The following is a 22005-nucleotide window of genomic DNA, read 5'->3' as shown; positions in this document are numbered from 1 at the left end:
TGTTGATCATTATGTCTAAGGTTGTGCTGTCATGAGTGAAAAATTGCAAAAAGTATTAGCGCGAATCGGATTAGGTTCCCGCCGATATATGGAAGAGGTTATTGCCGCAGGACGCGTGAGTGTAAACGGTCGTGTTGCCCAAGTGGGTGAGCGCATTGAACCAGGCGATGAATTACGCATTGATGGCCGTAAAGTTCAGTTTCAGATTGAAGACGAAATTCGTCGTCGTGTACTGATTTATTATAAGCCTGAGGGTGAAATCTGTTCACGTAATGATCCTGAAAAACGCCCAACCGTATTTGATCATTTACCACAAATTGCCAATGACCGCTGGGTAATGGTAGGTCGTCTGGATATTAACAGTACTGGTTTATTACTATTCACAAATGATGGTGAACTTGCTAACCGCTTAATGCACCCATCTAATGAAATCGAACGTGAATACGCTGTTCGAGTAATGGGTGAAGTAACGCCAAAACTACGCCAAAACATGGTCAACGGAGTAGAGCTCGAAGATGGCCCTGCCAAATTCGAATCATTCTCTGAAATTGGTGGTGAAGGTATTAACCGCTGGTACCAAGTTGTAGTAAAAGAAGGTCGTAACCGCGAAGTACGTCGTATTTTTGAATCGCAAGATCTTAAAGTAAGCCGTTTATTACGTACACGCTACGGCACAGTTATTTTACCGCGCGAATTACGTACTGGTCGTTGGATGGAACTCGACAAAACTGACATCGACAACTTAGCAAAATCAGTTGAGTTAAAACCACGTCAAGGTACAGGTTTATTTGGTATGGCAAAACGCCGTACTGATCGTATGACTGAAAAACCAATGGCAGCACGTCGTGGCGGTTACTTACGTCAACAACGTCGTGATGATGAAAAAGAAGCGCCAACTAACACGGGCAACCAACGTAAAGCGACTGGTTTTAACCGTGGTTCAAAGAAATTCTAAACATTCATAAGATGTAAAAAAACCGCTCAAATTTGAGCGGTTTTTTATAGTTTGTTTAACTTAATTCATTTTTGCCAATTCGATCCATTTAGCTTCAGGAAAATGAATAGCTAAATAATCTTTCAAATAATTTGAAGTATCTTGAGAAATTAATGGATCTTTTGATTCATCTTTTAGGTTATAAACCAAGGCATGCAACTTCAGCCCACGAGACTTAAGTGCTTCAAGACTAAGCAAAGTATGGTTAATACTTCCTAAACGACCTGATGTTACTAAAATAACGGGAAACTGGTGCTGAGCGACATAATCAATGGTAAGCAAACTAGTGGTTAATGGCACCATTAAGCCTCCGGCACCTTCCAACAATACGATTTCAAAACGCTCTGCCAATGTTTGGGTCGCATCTTCAATTTTTTGAAAATCAATTTCTCGGTTATCAAGACGTGTTGCAAGATGAGGTGAAGCAGGATAACTGAAGATTTCAGGCATGGTTAGCTTGTCATGATCTTCTTGAAACCAGCCCTGCCCCATAATTTCACGATGTTTTTCAATATCCTCAGAAATATCAGCGTTACCTGTTTGAATGAGTTTTTGGGTAATCACTTTTTTACCCTGCTCAGTCCATAATTTTGCTAAGAAACCTGTCGCGTAGGTTTTACCAATTTCGGTATCAATCCCACTCACAAAATAGATCTGGGCACTCATTTACTTCATTCTCCGGGCAATACAATAAATCGGATGATACGTTAGGGAATATCCTTCAGCATGCTTAAACAGCTCATAATCTTGATAAAACTGTTGTAAAGTTTGCTTAGTCCAACGATGCTGCGCCGTTGCTGTTACACCCGTTGCTTTTAAATGCTTTAACACGTCTTTAGGTGAATCGAAATAGAGTTGAGTTTCTGATTCTGACAAATACAAAATCTCAAAACCAGCCTTAATTAAGGCACTATTCCAATTTTCAACTGACCAGTAACTTAAACCCTGTCCTGTTAATTCTTTAATCTCTAATAAGTTTTTATAGCCAAATGTTGAAAAGCATAACCAACCTCGCTCAGTTAAAGCCTCATTACAACGTTCGAGCAAGTGCGGTAAATCTTGCATCCACTGTAAAGCTGAACCTGAAACAATCATATCGAGCTGCTGGGGAAAATCTAAAGTTTCAACATCCCCAATCAACCATTTTAAATTTTCTTGATGACTAAAGTGCTGCTGCACATCTGCATATAGATCATTCAAAATTAACTCTTCAAACTGAAAAGATGTAGCAAGAAGACGAGTTAAATTGCCAGAACCACAACCAATTTCAAAGACACGCGACATCGTAGTCGGACAAAACTGTTGAACTAAACCTGTTAAATTTTGGCAAATCTGTTTTTGAACAATTGCATGCTCTGAATAGCTTTGCCCTGCTTTGGCAAAACGCTGGGCAACCAAGTTTTTATTCAAACTCACAGAAAACTCACCAATTCTTCAAGTTCATGTTGCTGCACCATTGACGTTAAAGAAATACGCAAACGCGAACTGTTTTTAGGTACTGTTGGCGGACGCACAGGCATGGCATAAAAACCACTTTCCTGAACGTATTTCGCTTTATCGATCGCAGCCTGACTCTCCCCAACAATGACTGGAATAATATGACTGGTGGATGGGCTATCGTAGCCCTTTTGCACAACAGCTTGTTGAAGATATTGGCTAATATTTTTTAAGTGTTCACGCTGAGATTGAGCGACTAATACTTTTTGAAAAATAAAGTTTGCCCATGCCATAACAATTGGAGGCTGTGCAGTACTAAAAATAAGTGGGCGCATTTTATTAATGAGATAATCTTTAATTATTGGATCACAAATAATGTAACCCCCGACCGCCGCTAATGCTTTGCCTAATGTACCGACCAGAAAATCAATTTCTTGAATGACATTATATTGTTCAGCACATCCTAGGCCTTGCTGACCACGAACACCAATTGAATGCGCTTCATCGACATATAACATAGTTTTAGCAAAACGTTTTTTTAGCTGAACTAAAGCGGCTAAATCCTTCTCATCGCCGTCCATACTAAAAATACTTTCTGTGACCACAATGATTCGCTCAATCTTGTCATCATTATGATATTTTTGGAGGAGTTGTTCCAAATGCTGTAAATCATTATGTCGATAACGCACATACTGAGCGCCAGATAAACGTATACCGTCAATCATACTGGCATGAACTAACTTATCCGCCAATATTAAAGTTTTACTATCGGCAACAGCTGGCAAAATACCAATATTCATATGGTAGCCACTATTAAATAATAGTGCCGCTCGACCACCAAATGCTTGGCTTAGGCTATTTTCTAATTGTTCATATTCATCAAAATTGCCCGTTAATAGACGTGAAGATGATGAACTAAAATAGCTACGCTCGATTGGAAAGCTATCTAAAAACTCTTGACGAAGATTGATATCAGCAGCCAACCCAAGATAATCATTTGAAGCTAAGTTGAGCATCGTTTTATTTTGAATCGTAATAAAACGTCCGTGCTGCACATTTTGGGTAAATTGTCTAAAGTTACCTTGTTGCTTTAACTCATCCAATTCGGCAGAAAAATGATCAAGCAATGACATCTTAATTCGCTCCCTGCATCGTTTGAACAACTTCAGCCAACTGTTCGAGCAAATCGCTTAACTCTTGATGCGTGATGACATACGGTGGCATCACATAAACCAATTTTCCAAAAGGACGGATCCAGATTCCGCGGTCTACAAATTGTTGCTGTAAAGTTTTCATATCAACATTAAAGGTGAGTTCTACTACACCAATTGCACCCAGCACTCGCACATCGGCAACATAATCAAGCTGACTTAAAGGCTTTAAATATTGGCTAAGCTGTTGTTCAATTCGCTCAATATTAGCTTGCCAATCTTGCTCAATTAATAATTGGGTACTTTTTAAAGCGACCGCGCAAGCAAGTGGATTGGCCATAAAAGTTGGGCCGTGCATAAATACTCCAGCCTCACCGCGACTAATGGTTTCTGCAACATGCTTTGTCGTTAAGGTAGCAGATAACGTCATATAGCCGCCTGTTAGCCCTTTACCTATGCACATAATGTCTGGCTCAACTTGTGCATGTTCCCAAGCAAAAAGCTTACCCGTGCGACCAAAACCAGTCGCAATTTCATCAAAAATTAATAACAGATTATATTGTTCACAAAGTGCTTTCGCCTGACGTAAATATTCAGGATGATAAAAACGCATCCCCCCTGCACCTTGAACAATCGGCTCAATAATCAGTGCAGCAAGGTTTTCATGATTTTGCTGAATAGCTTGCTCTAGCTCAGCAATATCTTCTTGATTCCACTCTTCATGAAATTTGGTTTGCGGAGCTGCTACAAAAAGACGGTTCGGTAAACTTGTACCAAAAATTTGATGCATGCCTGTAACCGGATCACAAACAGACATCGCATTCCATGTATCACCGTGATAACCAGAACGTGTAGTAATAAAATTTGTTTTTTGTGGTTGGCCTTGTGCTGTCCAGAATTGCACAGCCATTTTCAAAGCAACTTCAACGGCTACCGAACCTGAATCTGCATAGAAAATTTTATCGAGATTCGGTGGAGTAATTTTTAAAAGAATTTTTCCAAGTTCAATTGCAGGATCATGAGTTAACCCCCCAAACATGATATGCGACATGTTCTGTAATTGATCCGTGACTGCCTGATTGAGTTTAGGGTGGTTATAGCCGTGAATTGCACACCACCATGACGACATCCCATCAATTAAAGTTGTACCATCATCTAACTCAATCGTTGCCGCATAGGCACGTTTAACTTTAAATGTTGGTAAAGGTTGGGTCATTGAGGTATATGGATGCCAAATATGTTCCAAATCAAAATTATCGGTCATCCTCTATACCCTTTAACAACAATTAAATCTTTCATTTAGCACATGTTAAACCTGTTAAGAATGAAAGAAAATTGCGAGATCAACCAAAGCTTATTAACTTTGCTGATGAATTGTTAAAAATTGGCAGATTTCTTCAATTGTTCGGTCCACTTCTAGATATGGAAAAGCATGAGTAGCGCCTTCTAACACTTTATAATTCATGTTTTCTGTCGTGATATCTTTGAAATTTTCAATAATTTTGCAAGGAATGACATTATCTTGCTCGGCAAACACATGAAGCTGCGGACCTAGATAGTTTTTTAAGTTATCTACCAAATTTAGTTGTTCAAGCATTTGCAAACCCACTGATAGCAATTCAATTGAAGGCGGATTTGCTATATTTTGTATGCTTACCCAATCTTGTTTGGCCTGAGATGAACCGAGTGTAATTAAATAATAAAAACGCTTTAAAGTGGCTTGCGGGTTTTGAAAAAAAGAAGCTTTAAATTGACTAAACACATCAGCAGGCATAGCAGTTTGCCAATGAGGGTGTACAACAAAACAAGGATTTGAAGCGAGTGTAATTAACGTTTTAGTTTGACCTGTTTGCTCATAAAAAGTATTAACCAATTGAGTTGCTAACTGCCCACCTAAAGACCAGCCTATCACCACATCAACCTCGGCAACTAAATCAAGCTGGATACAATAGTTACCATCTAAAATATTAAAAATATTAATAAGTTGTGTTTGATAGCCAGCTTTTTCAAGTTGCAATTTAAGAGACTGCAAAGGCTCCACTCCTACTCCCCAACCTGTAATTAATAAAATTTTATTTTGTAACTTCATATGCCTGCTCAAAGCCGATTTTATAAGGATTATATAATAATATCGATTTAAAATATCTTTTAAAATCAACATAAAAATTAGATTTCAAAAAGTAAAATCAACTATTTATGAGTATTTAATATTCTGAAATATATTGATAAACAAGACCTGCATTATTCATAGTAGACATACAAAAATTTAATTATCTAAACATTGAAGCCAATCAAAAAACAACATACTCCACACTTCGCCTATAAATCCATTATGCAATGTAATTAATGTTAATACTTATGTTTTTTTATTAAAAGAAATGACTCATCAATTCATTTTAATGCTAGAAGATTAATTATTGATCAAAAAGTATTAGGAAGGCTAATATGAACAGTCAAAACACAATATCTGATGGGAGAGAAAAAAATACATCTTTTGTTACACCCAACGATATTATAAATAACTTATCTTTCGATAAAGATTACTGCTTATTTTTGGATATTGATGGCACACTAGCCCCATTTCAAATTAATCCTGAGCGTAGTTTTATTCCACAGACTACATTAGAAGTTATAAAAAAAATTACTAAATTAAATATACCTATTATTGCTGTAACAGGTCGTGATGTAGATACAGCAAGCAAACTACTACATCCTATTGAAGTTCCAATTGCTGGTTTACATGGTTTAGATATTTATTTTGATTCAGGAAATTATATTCGGCCTGATTTAAGCAGTATTAATTTCAAAAAATTAAAAAAAGATATTATGAAATCTTGTGAGAAATACCCTGAATTATTAATTGAGGATAAAGGATATTCTATTGCCTTACATTATCGTAAAAACCCTAACTTAGAAAATAATGCTATTAATATTATGCAGCAAATTAATCTCAACTATTCCCACTTAAAAATAAATAGAGGAAAATTTGTTGTTGAATTAATTCCAAACCAAGCTGATAAAGGTAGAGCAATTGAGACTATATTAAATCACCTTAATTTACCCTGTGTATTACCTATTTTTATAGGGGATGATTTAACAGATGAATCTGGTTTTACTTATATTAATCAGCAATCTGGCCTTAGTATTAAAGTAGGTCCAGGCGAAACACAAGCTAAATATAGATTAAAAGATATTGATAATGTCGCGGATTTTCTTCTTTTATTTCAAAACAAAATAAAAAGCTTATATGTCAAAAATAGCCAAAATCAGAATGGAGAAAAATTATGTCTAAATTAATCGTATTATCGAACAGAATAAGTATGCCATCGGGTAAAGCTTCGGCAGGTGGTCTTGCTGTAGCTGTACAAGATGCACTAAATGATAGTAACGGCATCTGGTTAGGCTGGAATGGGCAGCAAATTACCGATAGTGAAGCGCCAGAATTTGAGCAGGCTTATTCTCAAGGAATTGACTACATTACCTGTCCCCTCACTCATCAGCAATATGCCCAATATTATTGTGGTTTTGCTAACAAAGTTTTGTGGCCAGCAATGCATCATAGAGATGATCTAATTGAATATGATGCAGAAGAATATAAGACGTATCAAAAGGTTAATCGCTTATTTGCTCAAAAGCTAAAAGAGCTTGCTCAGCCTGAAGATCTTATTTGGGTACACGATTACCACTTTTTTAGTGTGGCTCGCTATTGCCGTGAATTAGGCATGCAAAACAAAATTGGTTTCTTCTTACATATTCCTTTTGCCAGTCTAAATATTTGGCACAAAATTCCGGTAGCCCGTGAGTTAATTCAAGACTTGAGTCAATATGATGTTATTGGCTTACAAACTCAGATTGACCAAAATGCCTGCATGCAGACTTGTCTGAATTTACTCGAAGCTCAAAAAATTCAAAGCAACAGTATTAGCTACAAAAAACGTCAAATATTAATTAAATCGTACCCAATTGGTGTTCAGCCTGAACTTATACAAAAGCAAGCCCAACAAGATTTGGCAACCTCTTCGGTGTTTAATTTTGAAGAAATACCACGTCAAAAGACAATTATTGGAGTTGATCGCATTGATTATTCAAAAGGTTTACTTGAAAGATTTAATGCATTTGCAACCTTTTTGGAAACCAGCCCCGAATATCATGGCCTAGTTCGACATCTTCAAGTGGCAATTCCTTCTCGTACCGATATTCCAGCTTATCAACGCTTATACCAACGTTTTAAAACCAAGCTAGAGTTAATTAACGAAGAGTTTGCACATGAAGACTGGAGACCTGTAGATTGCTGCTATGACACAGTACAACACCATAATCTCATGCATATTTATCGCCATGCAGATATTTGCTGGATTAGTTCACTACGTGATGGTATGAATCTAGTGGCTAAAGAGTATATTGCGGCACAAGACCCAGAAAATCCAGGTGTGCTCATTTTATCTAAATATGCTGGTGCTGCTGAACAGATGTCTCAAGCCTTGATTGTTGATCCGCAAGATAGAGCGGCAATGATGGATGCTTTAAAAATGGCTTTAGAAATGTCTAAAACTGAGCGTATTAATCGTTATCAACAATTGATAGAGGGATTAACATCATCTGATCTTACCAATTGGCGAAACAATTTCTTGGATGATTTAGAAAAGACACCAACTTTACTAATGAAGCCTCAGCGCTTATTACAAGATAATTATCAATCTATTTATCAGGTTCTATAAATCTAAATAAAAGAACCTCGAGAAATTTAATTTCTCGAGGTTCGCTATTTGATGATTATTGTTTATAAATTAATTTGTCTTTACTAATGTAAAACGGTTAAGTAAAGCAATAATAAATAGTAATACAGCTACTCCTGTTAAAACCGTACTTAAACCAGTCCATTCTCCAATTAAACCGATTAAAGCTGGTCCACTTAATGAACCTGTATAGGCAATTGTTGATACTAAAGAAAGTGCTGCTGCTTTAGGCATATTGTTTTGTCGACCAACACGCGAAAACATCACGGGTACAATATTAGAACAACCTAATCCTAACAGTGCATAACCCAATACAACCACTTGCCACACTGGTGCGGTTACAATAACAGCCATACCAATAGCAGCACCAATCGCACTATAAGTCACAATATTTTTTTCACCCCATTGCTTAAGCAAGATATGACCTGCAAAACGACCAGTCGTCATGCTAAGCGCAAAGAAAGTGTAAGCTAAACCAGCAAAAGCAGGATTAAGCTGATATTTACTTGTTAAATAAATACCACCCCAGTCCATTGCTGCACCTTCTGATAAAAAGGCGATAAAACACATCATGCCAATAAGCAGAATAATGCCATCAGGACGATAAAGTTTTTTGGGCGCTTGAGTGGTATCTTCATGTGGCTTTTCGTCCTGTTCAAAAGACGTTAAACAAGATGGAATCGCAACACCACCAATAACAAGCAAAATCATAACGACTGATAAAGTACTCATTAAGGGTGAAAGACCTACTGCCAATAATGCTGTCACAAGCATAGCGCCTGTTAAGCCACCAAGACTGCACATTCCATGGAAGCTAGACATAAGAGCTCTCACACTATGTTTTTCAACAACTACTGCTTGTAAATTGATAGCTACTCCAAGACATCCTGCTGCCGATCCAAAAATAAACAATGCTACAGCCATCGTCACAATGCTGCTCCACATCGTAAGGCTAGGCAATAAAACCATTAACAGCATCAATGCCAAAGCAATTAACGGACGACATCCCCAGCGCTTTACTAAAGCACCAGTCGCAGGCATAGCAATCATTGAACCAATACCCATACACAGCAAAAGTAAACCAAAATCGGCATGATTTAGGTTTAAACGCTGCTGTGCAAAAGGAATAAGAGGTGCCCAAGCTGCAGTCGCAAAACCTAAGCTAAAAAAGCTTAGTCGTGTTGCAAGACGCTGTGTGCTTAGGAGAGTAGCTGTATCTAAAACAGCAGGTTTGGTAAATAACATATTTCGCGAACTCACCATAAAATCATTGGCGATCCATACCAACCGATTTTCCATAGAAAAACCCTTGCCTCATTAAATTTCTAGGCAAGGGTTTTGTTGGCGAAATTATAAACAATTTCATAAAAAAAACAGGGGGTGTGATACAATTTTTCTGACTTTTTTGTAACTGCCAAAGCCTTATATAGTAAGGCTTTGAATATCTTCAATTTGACAAAATCAACATCTAAGTTAAGACTTCATTTTATTAAAATGAGCCAATAAAAAACCCAGCCTTAGCTGGGTTTTTTATTAAATTTGAGATTGAATATAGTTTTGCAAGCCAATCAACTCAATTAAACGTAATTGCTTTTCTAACCAGTATGTATGGTCTTCTTCAGTATCTGATAATTGTTGACGCAACATATCACGGCTAATGTAATCGCCCTTCTCTTCGCAAAGTTTGATACCTGTCGCTAACTTTTCACGAACATGATATTCAAGCGCCAAATCAGCTTTTAAACAAGATACAACGTCTGTACCAACATTGATATCTTCACGGTGCATGTTTGGTTTAGCACCTAAAAACAATACACGGCGAATGATCGCATCAGCATGAGAAGCTTCTTCTTGCATCTCATGATCAATACGTTCATAAATTTTATTTAAACCCCAATCTTCATACATACGAGAATGGATTAGATATTGATCACGGGCAGCCAATTCTCCGCCAATGAGCATATTTAAATAGTCTATGACTTCTGGATTGCCACGCATAATAAATCTCCTATCGTATGAGAACTATTATGGGCAATCTTAAAAGTGATTGCAAAACAAAAAATGGTTAAGTTTATGATTTTTATCAAATTAAAATGAGAAACATACGCATTTGCAGTTTAAGTTATTTAAATTTCCTCTGCAAAAAGAAACGCTTGTCCAATTTATAAGTTCAGACAAGCGTTAAAATATGGCTCAAACCATCAATTTATAAATTTGTAACTAAAATCAATGGTTCTTATTTCGGTAGATCTATTCGCTTAAAGTCTGCCCGTAGCTCGCCATAAGTGATAAGAAATCAGTCTCATTCATAACAGCAATACCTAGTTTTGCTGCTTTTTCTAATTTCGAACCAGCCTTCTCACCCGCAACAACACATTTGGTTTTACTCGATACACTACCGCTTACACGCGCACCTAATGCTTGTAGCATTTGAGTTGCCTGATCACGGGTCATTTGCTCTAATGTGCCCGTTAACACCCAGCTTTCACCATTTAATGGCTGGCGTGTTGGTGCAGTCGGTGCATCCCAATGAATTCCTGCGGCAATTAAGCGATCAAGCACTTCAATGTTGTGCGGTGCCAAGAAAAAGTCAGCAATCCACTCGGCAGTAATATCACCAACATCTGGCGTTTTCTTTAAAGCTTCAACATCAGCAGCTTTAAGCGCTTCTAAAGTTTGAAAAGTATTGGCTAACATTCTAGCTGTGGTTTCGCCTACCCCACGTATTCCTAAAGCATAAATAAAACGCGCAAGCGTTGTCTTCTTACTGGCTTCAATGGCATCAATCAGATTTTGTACCGATTTCTCACCCATTTTTTCAATCCCGAGCAAAGTTTCTCGGTGCTCATGCAAATGGTAAATATCGGCAACATCTTTGAGCAAATCGAGGTGTAATAAAGACTCTACCCAACGATCGCCTAGACCTTCAATATCTAGAGCTTTACGTGATACGAAGTGACGAATCGCTTCAATACGCTGTGCAGCACAATACAATCCGCCAGAACAACGTGCTAAAGCTTCCCCTTCAGGCATTACAACTGGTGAAGCACAAACAGGACAGTTTTCAGGTAAATGTACAATTTCGGCATCAACAGGACGGAACTCTGGCCAGACTTTTTCTACTTTAGGAATAACATCGCCTGTACGATAAACACTCACCGTGTCACCAACACGTACATCTAGGCGATGGATTTCACCAATGTTGTGTAAAGTTACATTGGAAACCGTAACTCCCCCTACGAACACAGGGTTTAAACGCGCTACTGGAGTCAAAGTACCTGTACGCCCTACTTGCCAATCAATCTGATCAACTGTAGTTAATGCAGCTTGTGCAGGGAATTTATAAGCAGTTGCCCAACGTGGTTCACGACTTAAAAAACCAAGTTGCTGCTGTTGCTTTAAGTCATCAACCTTTACAACCATCCCATCAATTTCAACTTGTAAATCTGAACGTTCTTGCTGAATTTGCTCATAACGTTGCTGTACTTCTTGAATTGAATTACACAGATATTGACGTTCAGCAATTTCAAATCCAAGTTTTGTGAGCCATTGCAGGCTGTCATGCATGGTAGTTAAGCCATGATTAGGTTCACATTGCGCGATGCCGTAAGCATAAAATGCTAAAGGTCGAGCCGCAGCAATATTAGGATCGAGTTGTCTTAAACTACCAGCTGCAGCATTACGCGGATTTGCAAATGTTTTATCGCCTTTGGCTTCCTGTTCGGCATTGAGTTTTTCAAAACCGGACTTTGGCATAAGTACTTCACCACGAACTTCCAGCAAATGTGGAATTTCAAAGTGATCTGAATGTAACACTTTAGGCAAATTACGAATCGTTTTAACGTTCTGGGTAATGTCCTCCCCAGTTTCTCCGTCACCCCGTGTAACGCCACGTACTAATAGGCCATTTTCATACCAGAGAGAAATCGCAAGACCATCAAGTTTTAGTTCGACTTCGTATTGTACTTTTTGATTAGGTAAACGCTCTTCAACACGACGTGCAAATGCAAACAAGTCTTCTTGATTAAAAACGTTCCCCAAAGAAAGCATCGGAACTACATGAGTCACACTTTGAAATTTAGAGAGTGCTTGTCCCCCTACTTTTGTAGTTGGTGAATCTGATTGAACAAGATCAGGATATTGCTCTTCTAAAGCTTTTAACTGGTGAAATAAATGATCATATTCACTGTCCGAGATTGTCGGCTGATCCATGACATAGTAGGCATGGTTATGCTTTGCAATCAGTTGAATAAGCTGACGCATCTGTTCGATCACGGAAGTTGTTGCCATTATGTTATTCACCATAAAAAAGGGTGGAAATTTCTCCACCCTGAGCTGCGACTAGATATGTTGCAATTATCGCAACGAACGTAAAAAATTAAAACTAGGCGGTCGCCTGTGCCGGACGATAATCAATCACATGATGACGCCAGTGCTCTTTTAACTGTGGCGTAAATTCAAGATTATTCTCATCGTAAACTTTGCCATCAATTTCGCGAGCAATTAAACCTGCAATACTCGCCATCATGTCAAAACCAGTCACGGCTTTACTATTTGGAAGCGCAAGGAAAAATGCTAACCCTTGAACTTGTTCAGTAGATAGAGTTTCAAGATCAAAACCAGCTGGTCCATTGTCTGTCATACGCAATACAGAGAACATGAGTACACTCGGCTCATCGGTATTTTCATAACGATGGAAGCACGACATTTCGCCGTAGCGTAAACCATATTTCAACAGCACTTTAAGCGCTTTATCGCCAGACAATGCACGACGAGGGTTTGGATAAACATTTAGCGCAATAATCTGTTCAGCCATCGCTAATGCACTTTCATCATCATAACGTTGCTGTTCATGTAAATGCACATCCAGAATATTACTCTCGCCTTCAAACTCAGCAATTTCGGCAGTTTCAATATTCGGATTTAAACTCAACTCAGGCTCAGTTTTTTCGCTTTCAGCTTCCAGATTTTCTTTTGCTAAAGCTTCAGCTTCCGGTTTAACAGAAACTGTATCAACCAACTCAACTGAACCATCTTTATGAATGGCAGAGCTTGGTACTGTTTCTTGAGATTTAATTTCTTCTACAGAAGCGTTTTCAACAACTGATTGAGTTTGTTCGGCTTGAATTGCTTTAGCGGGTTCTACGGTCTCAATTTCTGACTGTTTTGTTTCAGGTACTTGTGACGGCGCAGCTTCGCTTAAAGTCGGTTCTACTCGCTCTGCACTAGTAACCGCTACAGATACAGCTTCAGTTTTCTCAAGCTGGTCTCTCACGTGCCTAGGTATAACCGGTTGATTACTATCAGGATTAATATGCAAATCACTGTCTAATGAGGGTTCAGCATGGTTTGGCTTTTTTAAAATCATTTTTAAGCCAATTAGCATAATTATAATGGCAACAACGATGCCAATAATCGTATTGATTTCCATTCTATGACTCCGAAACTAACCCGTATTCTTTTGCCTGTTCTAGATCGACAGTGACTAATTTTGATGTACCCGGTTCAGGCATGGTCACACCCAACAAATCAGTTGCCATGGTCATCGCCAGCTTATTATGTGTAATGTAAATGAATTGTACATGTTCAGAAAGCTCTTTTACCAAATTACAATATCTCTGAACATTCGCATCATCAAGTGGTGCGTCCACTTCATCTAATACGCAAAACGGTGCCGGATTTAATCTAAAAATCGCAAATACTAATGCTAACGCTGTTAAAGCCTTTTCTCCACCAGAAAGTAATGCTAGAGAACTATTTTTCTTACCCGGTGGCCTTGCCATCAGTTTAACACCAGATTGCCAGTCATCTTCAAGACTTAAACTCGCCTCACCACCATTAAAAACCTTTGGAAACAGGTTTTGCAACTCTTGATTGATCTGATCAAAAGTTGTCATAAACAGCTTACGGGTTTCTTGGTCAATGCTTTTCATCGCATCTTTTAATTGAGTTACCGTATTTTCCAAATCTTGAATCTGGTGACTCAGCTCATCAAAACGCTGAGAAACTTCTTCAAACTCTTGTGAAGCGGCAAGGTTAACCGCTCCAATTTTTTCAAACTGTTTCTGTACTTTTTCCAGTTTTTGCTGGTGCTCGGCTAAATCTATTTGTAAGCCTTTTTGGAGTTCGGCATTTAGCTCTTTAAGCTGCTCTTGATAATGCTCACGATCTGACTTGGCTGCTTGCCATGCCAACCGTTTCGCTTCAAGTTGTTCTCTGAGCTGCTCATCTTTTTGTTGATATTGATGACGCTGATCGGTCAAAGTCTGCTGTTTTTCCTGCACACTATTGAGTTCAAGCTGCCATTCATTCCAGTTCTTTTGCAACTTTTCAGTTTGAGCAAATTGTTGCTGAAACTCTGACTCAAGATTCGGTAGCTCTAATTGAATAGGGTCAACAAACTTTTTCGCTTGCTCCATTTGAACATTAATTTGCTGATATTGGCTTTGCAAGAATGAGATATCTTTTTCAAGCAACTCAATCTGTTGAGTAGTCTGCGTACTATTACGGCGTAAAATTTCACGTTCTTGTTGCTGATGTTGCAGGGCGTGTTGCTGCTCGTCTAGCTGTTCTGTTAATTCTTCTACCCGAAATTGCAAAGTTTTATAGTCAGGTAAAATAGTTTCGAGCTTAATTGCTAATGCATGCAAATCAATTTCAAGATCGTCTTTTTGCATTGCATCTTCTTCAAGCTGCATGTCTAACTGACCAAGTTGATCTTTTAATTGCTGTTTTTGCAGTAAAAATGCTTGTGCCGCGGTTTGTTGTTTGGCAATTTGCACATCAAGCTGTTGTAAGTCTTTTTGCTTTTGTTTCACAACTTGCTGTTTGTGCTGCACACCTGACTGTAAGTGCGCTAACTCATCTTTTTGCTGAACTACGATTTGATCTAGTGTTTGTAATTGAGGTTGCTGCTTTTCAAGAGCTTGTTCAATTTCGTCTAGACGAATACGGTGGCTCAGCATACCTTGTGCACTTTGGCTTTCGTCATCATACATAAGAGCAATCACCCAATCTTGCCCGACATGATAACCATCTAAAGTCAGAATAGACTGACCATGTTGCAATTGCTTTTGCTCATTTAAAGCTTGAGTCAAATCTTGTGCAATCGCTACGTTCGAAAAGATTGATAGCTGTGGCGATGCAATCCACTCATTCAAACAAGCCAAGTTCCCGTTAAATTTACTTGTTTGCTCTGAAGGTTTTAACTGACGAGCAAGTCCTTCTTGAAAGACTTGTTCTGTCTCAAGAATATGAGCTTGTAACCATTTTGCTAAAAACTTCTCAACAATCTGCGCATGCGGTTTGCCTTGCTCTGTTAACTCTAGAGCCTGTATTAAACGTAACGTATCTTGGTTTTGCTTTGGACTTTGTTTAGCAACAAGCTGGCTTAAGTTTTTCTGCTCTGATAGTAAAACTTGGATTTCTGTTTTCAGTATTTGCTGCTGGTTTTTATTTGCCTGATGCGCTTGTTGAGCTTGTTTAATATGCTGCACATACTGCTCAATTTCAGTTTCAAGCGTCGAAATTTCACTACACAACTGTTGTTGCAGTTGCTCAAGCTCACCCTGCTCATCTTCATGAACATGCGATTGAATTTGATTTGCTTGATGCTGCAAAGTTTCTTTTTGCTGCTCAATGCGCTGAACATTTTTACCCAACTGTTCAATTTGAGCTGACATCTGCATTTTTTGCTGCTGTTGTTTTTCAACTTGAGCTTTTATTTGTTCAAACTGTTGTTGTGCTTGTTTTTGCTGAGATTGTAAATCAGCAAAGTTTTGTTCAGCCTCCGTCGCTGTATGCTCAACTCCAGCTAAAGCTTCTGTTTGTTCTTCTAGCTGATTATTCAGTGTTTCGAGTTGCAATTCAGAAAGCTGTAAACGTTCTTTAGTTTGGAATCTTTGCTGCTCTAACTGAACGAGAGTGGTACTATTTTGCTGGTATAGACTCTGTTTTTGTTCAAGAGTCATTTTCAGCTCAGATAGTTTCTTTTCAGCTTGTTGCCATTCTTGTTGTAGCGGTGAAGATTGCTGAATAAGTCGCTGAAACAAAGCACTGGTTGCTTCTAAATCATGTTCAATCGTGCTTAATTCTGAGCGAACCAATTTAAAGGTTTCACCCAATTCATTCATTTGAACGGTATATTCTTGTTGTAGGCGTACACTTTTCTCTGCCTGAAAAGATAAAATTTCAATTTTAAGCGTACGAATCTGGCTTTCTAAAGTTTTATATTGAACCGCTGCTTCCGACTGACGTTTAAGCGTCTTAAGCTGCGATTTTAACTCTAGTGCAATATCATCTAAGCGTGAAAGGTTTTGCTCTGTATGTTCAAGATGCTGCAAAGTTTCACGGCGACGAGCCTGATAACGAGAAACACCCGCGGCTTCCTCAATGAACACACGCATTTCTTCAGGCTTGGCATCAACCAAGCGGTTAATCATGCCTTGCTCAATGACCGCATAAGAGCGTGGTCCTAAGCCTGTTCCCAAGAAAATATCGGTAATATCACGGCGGCGACAACGTGTACCATTCAAGAAATATTCTGATTTACCTTCACGGGTCACCTGACGGCGAACGGCTAACTCATTATAAGCATTATACGATCCGCCCAACTTTCCATAAGTATTATCAAAGCGTAGCTCAACACTGGCCACACCAACGGGTTTACGCTTGGAAGTCCCCGTAAAAATAACATCTTGCATGCTACCACCACGGAGCTGACGAGCGTTTGACTCACCCATCACCCAGCGGATTGCATCGATTACATTGGATTTGCCACAACCATTTGGACCAACCACTGCTGTGCGGTTAGCCTTAAAATTTAAGGTTGTACTATCTGCAAAAGATTTAAAGCCGGAAAGTTTTAAACTGCTTAAACGCATAATGCCCTAACTAGCGGCGTGAGCGTCTTGCCCAAGCCAATTCAATCTGTTTCATTCGTGTCAGCGATTCCAACACAAGGTTACGTAAGTGTCGACAAAAATCTTCCATAAATAAAGCGGCTTGTTGTGATTTTCGGATTAAAATTGCATCAGTCACGAGTTTAAATAATGCAAATGCTTCTTGTAGTTCCCGCTTAGAGGTATTTAAGGTCAAAAAATAACTACGACGTAATGAAGGTAATAACTCTTTATAAAATTTCATTAGATAAGGATTACCCACCATATCTTGCTGTTCAGCTAAATATTGGAACACCCCATCATAAAATTTTTCGATATCACCTGCTTTGACATGCTCAAGAAGTTGCTCTAATAACAACTGTAATTGATCTGCTTCATGCGCACGCCATGTTTCGCTCATGCGTTGTACAATATGCCCCAGTAACATCATATTTGTATCAAACAACGCTTTAACTTGTTGTGCAGACATTTCTGAAACAATTGCCCCACGGCGTGGAAATATCTCAATTAAATGAGTACGCTCTAATAATAACAATGCTTCACGAACTGATCCTCGGCTAACGTCAAGTTCTTTGGCAATACGTAGTTCTTGAATACGTTCGCCTTCTACTAGCTCGCCACTAATGATCTGTTCGCTAATATATTTGACAATTTGCTCAGAAAGACTTTCTGTGTCTTCGAGATTCATAAATCACCCGCTACTTTTTATATGCATTAATCCATGCTTTTCTTTCGCATCCTTGTTTTTAACTGATCCCATCGATTAAAAACTATGTCATTGTCTGACAATTTTATTGCATTTTAAGCCAACTCATTTAAAAACAACACCAAAATCAGATGAATAAAAGCTTGGAACGCTCTTATATTTTATAAATAAAAAAAGCTCGAATTCCTAAAAATTCAAGCTCTTACACCGCAGTCTTATAAATTTGAGATTTTAGTCTCTAGTGCATAATGCCTTTATAAATAAAATAACTACCCACCACGACTAACAAACAAGCAAAGCATTTTTTTAACATCTGCGGCGACAACGCATGAGCAACCTTTGCTCCAAACTTCGCCGTGACAAAACTCATGACACTAATGCCAATAAAAGCATAGATATGCACATAACCAATCGTGTTAGGCACTGAGATTTGTTCTTTTGCACCAAACCACATAAAGCCAATCGCTCCAGCAACCGCAATTGGTAAACCGCAAGCGGCAGAAGTCGCGACTGCTTTTTGCATGACCACGCCATGACGGTTTAAATATGGAACGGTTAAACTTCCTCCCCCAATTCCAAAAATTGCAGAGGCAATACCAATGCCTCCACCCGCCATGAATTGCATAGGGGTTGAAGGGAGCTGACGCGTTGGATCAACAACTACATGTGCTCCTTTAAACATCCGATAAGCCATCACAACCGCAAAAATACCAATAAGAAGTTGCAAATGTTGGCCAGACATCAGGTCGGCAATACCCGCCCCTAAAAATGAGCCCAACACCAGTCCAGGCGCTAAATGACGAAAAACAGGCCAAAGTACTGCACCCTTTTTATGATGAGCTGAAACAGAACTAAAAGACGTCACAATAATGGTTGCAAGCGATGTTCCGACTGCAATATGCATGATTACCGCGGGATCGTAGTGCAATTGGGTAAAAACGACATAGAGGATTGGTACAATAATTAGTCCGCCACCAACTCCAAACAATCCGGCAGTAAAACCAGCAATTGCGCCAATGAGTAAATATATGATTAACTCCATAAATGTTTTACCACTCTGCTCATATTCAACATGGATTTAGAGACTCGCCAACTACAACAACTTTTAAGCGCAAAAAACCAGCTTCCAGAAGTGGTTTTATTAAAAGCAACCACAACTTCGACCAATGATGATATTCGTGAAATTGCCCAAAAAGGCATTACAACGGGCTTGGTTTGCAGTGCTCAACAAACTCAAGGGCGAGGTCAACATCAACGGCAATGGATTTCACCTGAAGGAAACATTTATTTAAGCACATTGGTGCAAACTCGAACACCCTTAGATGGTCGCTTAGCACTTGAAGTTGCTCTGAATATTTTGCAAATCCCGCAGTTACAAGCGCTGAATTTGCAAGTGAAATGGCCAAATGATTTGTATAGTACGCATGGAAAATGGGGTGGAATTTTGGTCGAACCGCTTTCCCAGCATCAAGCTATTGTGGGCGTAGGCATTAATTTAAAAACACCACCAGTGACTGATAGTGACCAACCAATTACCTCTTTAGAGGATTTAGGTCTAGAGCAAATGGGTCGTCTTGAGTTAATTTCAGAGCTTTATGTTGCTATTCAAAATGCTGCTCGCTGGTTTGATCATGGCTGCTACAATTTAGCGGGACGTTTTAACCATCATGCGGCATGGATTAATCAGCTAGTTCAGTTTGAACATAGTCAGGGACTGGTACATGGTCGTTTTGTTGGAATCTCTAATGAAGGTGCAGTAATTATTGAAACTCCAGAACCACAGCAGTTTTATCAAGGTCGTTTAAGACCACACACAACTCAGTAAATAGGTGTTTTCTCCATGAAAAGTTTATGGCTTGATATCGGAAACACTCGTTTAAAATACTGGATTACTGAAAATCAGCAAATTATTGAACATGCAGCTGAGCTACATTTGCAGTCTCCTGCCGATTTATTACTTGGGTTAATCCAACACTTTAAACATCAAGGTCTACATCGCATTGGAATTTCTTCGGTACTTGATACCGAGAATAATCAACGCATTCAGCAGATTTTAAAATGGCTTGAAATTCCAGTAGTTTTTGCGAAAGTTCACTCTGAATATGCAGGTTTACAGTGTGGTTATGAAGTTCCGAGTCAGCTCGGAATTGACCGCTGGTTACAAGTACTCGCTGTAGCTCAAGCAGATGAAAACTATTGTATTATTGGTTGTGGTACAGCGCTCACAATTGACCTAACCCAAGGTAAACAGCATTTAGGAGGTTACATCCTGCCTAATTTGTATTTGCAGCGAGATGCTCTTATTCAAAATACCAAGGGTATTAAAATTCCAGACTCAGCTTTTGATAACCTAAATCCGGGCAATAACACTGTAGATGCAGTACATCACGGTATTTTATTAGGCCTCATTAGTACCATTGAAAATATTATGCAGCAATCTCCTAAAAAGCTGCTGCTAACTGGTGGCGATGCAACACTATTTGCCAAGTTCTTACAAAAATATAAGCCTGTTGTGGAAACCGACCTTTTACTCAAAGGACTACAGCAATATATTGCTCATTATCCTAAAGACTAAAATACACAACAAAATAAAAGGCGCTATATGCGCCTTTTATTTTATGGATTTACTTCTTTTGGTCATTATTACCAAAGAGTGGGCCCATTCCGCCACCGCCGCCGCCAAATTGCTTTTGCATATTGCCTAATGAACGCATCATTTTGCTCATACCAGATGGATTCGCAAATTTCTTCATCATTTTAGCCATTTGCGCTTGTTGCTTAATGAGTTTGTTCACTTCAGCAACATCCATACCACAACCTGCCGCAATACGTTTTTTACGACTTGGGTTCATCAGGTCTGGATTACGGCGCTCTTTAACAGTCATTGACTGGATAATCGCTTCCATCTTCTTGACTTGTTTTTCAGGGTTCGCTTGCTCAATCGCTTGCTGAATTCCTGCACCGCTCATGCCGGGCAACTTGTCTAAGAAGCCCATCATGCCGCCCATTTTTTTCATTTGCTCAAATTGCATCAGCATATCTTCAAAGTTGAAGCTACCGCCTTTTTGCAATTTTTTCGCCATTTTTTCGGCTTTTTCTTTGTCGATTTTACGTTCAACTTCTTCGACTAAAGAAAGTACGTCACCCATGCCTAAAATACGTTGAGCAACACGATCCGGATGGAATGGTTCTAAGGCATCAAGCTTCTCGCCCATACCCAAGAACTTGATTGGCTTACCAGTAATCGCACGCACAGAAAGCGCTGCACCACCACGTGCATCACCATCAGTTTTAGTAAGAATCACACCGGTAAGTGCTAAAGCATCATTAAATGCTTTTGCTGTATTTGCAGCATCCTGACCTGTCATGGCATCAACCACAAACAAAGTTTCAGTCGGCTTAACTGCTGCATGCAATTCTTTAATTTCATCCATCATGTCTGCATCGACATGTAGACGGCCTGCCGTATCGACAATCAACACATCAGCAAACTGGATTTTTGCCTGTTCAATTGCACGATTAACAATATCAATTGGCTTTTCAGAAGGATCTGAAGGAATAAAGCCTGCACCAACTTCATTTGAAACAGTTTCTAACTGTTTAATCGCTGCCGGACGGTAAACGTCGGCAGAGACAGTCATTACTTTTTTCTTTTGACGTTCTTTTAAGAAACGTGCCAGCTTGGCAGCAGTTGTGGTTTTACCTGCACCTTGTAAACCAGCAAGTAATACTACAACAGGAGGTTTCGCACTTAAATCAAGTGTTTCATTCGCCTCACCCATCATCTTGGTGAGTTCGTCATAGACAATTTTTACAAATGCCTGGCCTGGTGATAACTGAGTCATCACTTCTTGGCCCAATGCCTCTTCCTTAACTTTCGCGATAAATTCACGAGTTACAGGTAACGCGACATCGGCTTCAAGAAGTGCCATACGTACTTCACGTAAGGTATCTTTAATATTGTCTTCGGTCAGCTGCCCTGAGCCAGTAACATTTCTTAAACTCTGTGTGAGTCGTTCTGTTAAGGTATCAAACATTGCAAAATCCGCTTAAAATGGCTAGTTGCAAAAAAATCTTTCTC

At 39.0% G+C, this 22005-nt stretch carries 18 protein-coding genes; 5 read left to right on the top strand and 13 right to left on the bottom strand.

The features are described 5' to 3' along the window. The first annotated feature begins 31 nt into the window (after positions 1-31). Positions 32-955 (top strand): 23S rRNA pseudouridine(2605) synthase RluB, encoded by a 924-nt coding sequence (rluB, locus tag RMA94_RS08315; RefSeq protein ID WP_032036759.1) that lies wholly within the window; start codon positions 32-34, stop codon positions 953-955. Positions 956-1015: 60 nt separating this feature from the next. Here the strand turns inward: rluB and bioD are convergent, their stop codons facing one another. The 5 genes from bioD to RMA94_RS08290 all read right to left on the bottom strand — a co-directional run bounded on the left by bioD (position 1016) and on the right by RMA94_RS08290 (position 5671). Next, on the bottom strand, positions 1016-1660 hold the full coding sequence (gene bioD, locus RMA94_RS08310) for a dethiobiotin synthase (protein ID WP_202724704.1): 645 nt from the start codon (positions 1658-1660) through the stop codon (positions 1016-1018). Next, positions 1661-2410, bottom strand: a complete 750-nt coding sequence (gene bioC / locus RMA94_RS08305) for a malonyl-ACP O-methyltransferase BioC (protein ID WP_311082513.1) — start codon at positions 2408-2410, stop codon at positions 1661-1663. Further along, the gene (locus tag RMA94_RS08300; RefSeq protein ID WP_311082511.1) at positions 2407-3564 is read right to left on the bottom strand and encodes an 8-amino-7-oxononanoate synthase; all 1158 of its coding nucleotides are present in this window, start codon (positions 3562-3564) and stop codon (positions 2407-2409) included. The genes bioC and RMA94_RS08300 overlap by 4 nt, the downstream gene beginning before the upstream one ends. A 1-nt stretch (position 3565) precedes the next feature. Next, positions 3566-4846, bottom strand: coding sequence for an adenosylmethionine--8-amino-7-oxononanoate transaminase (gene bioA, locus RMA94_RS08295; RefSeq protein WP_311082510.1), 1281 nt, complete (start codon positions 4844-4846; stop codon positions 3566-3568). A gap of 93 nt (positions 4847-4939) precedes the next feature. Then, positions 4940-5671, bottom strand: a complete 732-nt coding sequence (locus tag RMA94_RS08290; RefSeq protein ID WP_311082508.1) for a hydrolase — start codon at positions 5669-5671, stop codon at positions 4940-4942. A 356-nt stretch (positions 5672-6027) separates the two neighbouring features. Here RMA94_RS08290 and otsB point away from each other — a divergent pair, with 356 nt between their 5' ends. Further along, entirely contained in the window at positions 6028-6879 is an 852-nt protein-coding gene (gene otsB / locus RMA94_RS08285) for a trehalose-phosphatase (RefSeq protein ID WP_311082506.1), read from the top strand. Next, complete coding sequence (locus RMA94_RS08280; RefSeq protein ID WP_311082504.1) at positions 6867-8300, top strand: trehalose-6-phosphate synthase; 1434 nt, start codon at positions 6867-6869, stop codon at positions 8298-8300. Before otsB ends, RMA94_RS08280 begins: the two co-directional genes overlap by 13 nt. Before the next feature lie 69 nt (positions 8301-8369). Here the strand turns inward: RMA94_RS08280 and RMA94_RS08275 are convergent, their stop codons facing one another. From RMA94_RS08275 to RMA94_RS08245, 7 genes are all read right to left on the bottom strand, one after another. After that, complete coding sequence (locus tag RMA94_RS08275) at positions 8370-9563, bottom strand: MFS transporter (protein ID WP_078225478.1); 1194 nt, start codon at positions 9561-9563, stop codon at positions 8370-8372. Between the two features lie 288 nt (positions 9564-9851). Next, on the bottom strand, positions 9852-10316 hold the full coding sequence (gene bfr / locus RMA94_RS08270; RefSeq protein ID WP_001214863.1) for a bacterioferritin: 465 nt from the start codon (positions 10314-10316) through the stop codon (positions 9852-9854). Between the two features lie 252 nt (positions 10317-10568). Beyond that, positions 10569-12608 (bottom strand): NAD-dependent DNA ligase LigA, encoded by a 2040-nt coding sequence (gene ligA, locus RMA94_RS08265; RefSeq protein ID WP_014205932.1) that lies wholly within the window; start codon positions 12606-12608, stop codon positions 10569-10571. Between the two features lie 94 nt (positions 12609-12702). Continuing rightward, the gene (locus RMA94_RS08260) at positions 12703-13749 is read right to left on the bottom strand and encodes a cell division protein ZipA C-terminal FtsZ-binding domain-containing protein (protein ID WP_311082501.1); all 1047 of its coding nucleotides are present in this window, start codon (positions 13747-13749) and stop codon (positions 12703-12705) included. A gap of 1 nt (position 13750) precedes the next feature. Continuing rightward, positions 13751-17200, bottom strand: coding sequence for a chromosome segregation protein SMC (smc, locus tag RMA94_RS08255; RefSeq protein ID WP_311082499.1), 3450 nt, complete (start codon positions 17198-17200; stop codon positions 13751-13753). 10 nt (positions 17201-17210) lie between these two features. Then, entirely contained in the window at positions 17211-17906 is a 696-nt protein-coding gene (locus RMA94_RS08250; RefSeq protein ID WP_002120391.1) for a GntR family transcriptional regulator, read from the bottom strand. Positions 17907-18162: 256 nt separating this feature from the next. Beyond that, positions 18163-18966 (bottom strand): sulfite exporter TauE/SafE family protein, encoded by an 804-nt coding sequence (locus RMA94_RS08245; protein ID WP_311082497.1) that lies wholly within the window; start codon positions 18964-18966, stop codon positions 18163-18165. 30 nt (positions 18967-18996) lie between these two features. On the opposite strand from RMA94_RS08245, the gene RMA94_RS08240 reads away from it, so the two are divergent. After that, a complete protein-coding gene (locus tag RMA94_RS08240; RefSeq protein WP_233735037.1) occupies positions 18997-19749 on the top strand; it encodes a biotin--[acetyl-CoA-carboxylase] ligase in 753 nt (250 codons plus the stop codon). A gap of 15 nt (positions 19750-19764) precedes the next feature. After that, a complete protein-coding gene (locus RMA94_RS08235) occupies positions 19765-20499 on the top strand; it encodes a pantothenate kinase (RefSeq protein ID WP_039756295.1) in 735 nt (244 codons plus the stop codon). Between the two features lie 49 nt (positions 20500-20548). Here RMA94_RS08235 and ffh read toward each other — a convergent pair whose 3' ends face one another. Continuing rightward, positions 20549-21961, bottom strand: a complete 1413-nt coding sequence (gene ffh / locus RMA94_RS08230; RefSeq protein ID WP_002120334.1) for a signal recognition particle protein — start codon at positions 21959-21961, stop codon at positions 20549-20551. Positions 21962-22005 lie beyond the last annotated feature (44 nt).

Origin of the sequence: Acinetobacter sp. V115_6, assembly GCF_031799025.1 — a bacterium.
Classification (GTDB): Bacteria; Pseudomonadota; Gammaproteobacteria; order Pseudomonadales; family Moraxellaceae; genus Acinetobacter; species Acinetobacter pittii.
The sequence above is the reverse complement of the archived record's forward strand: the minus strand, read 5'-3'. Positions and strand labels throughout refer to the sequence as shown.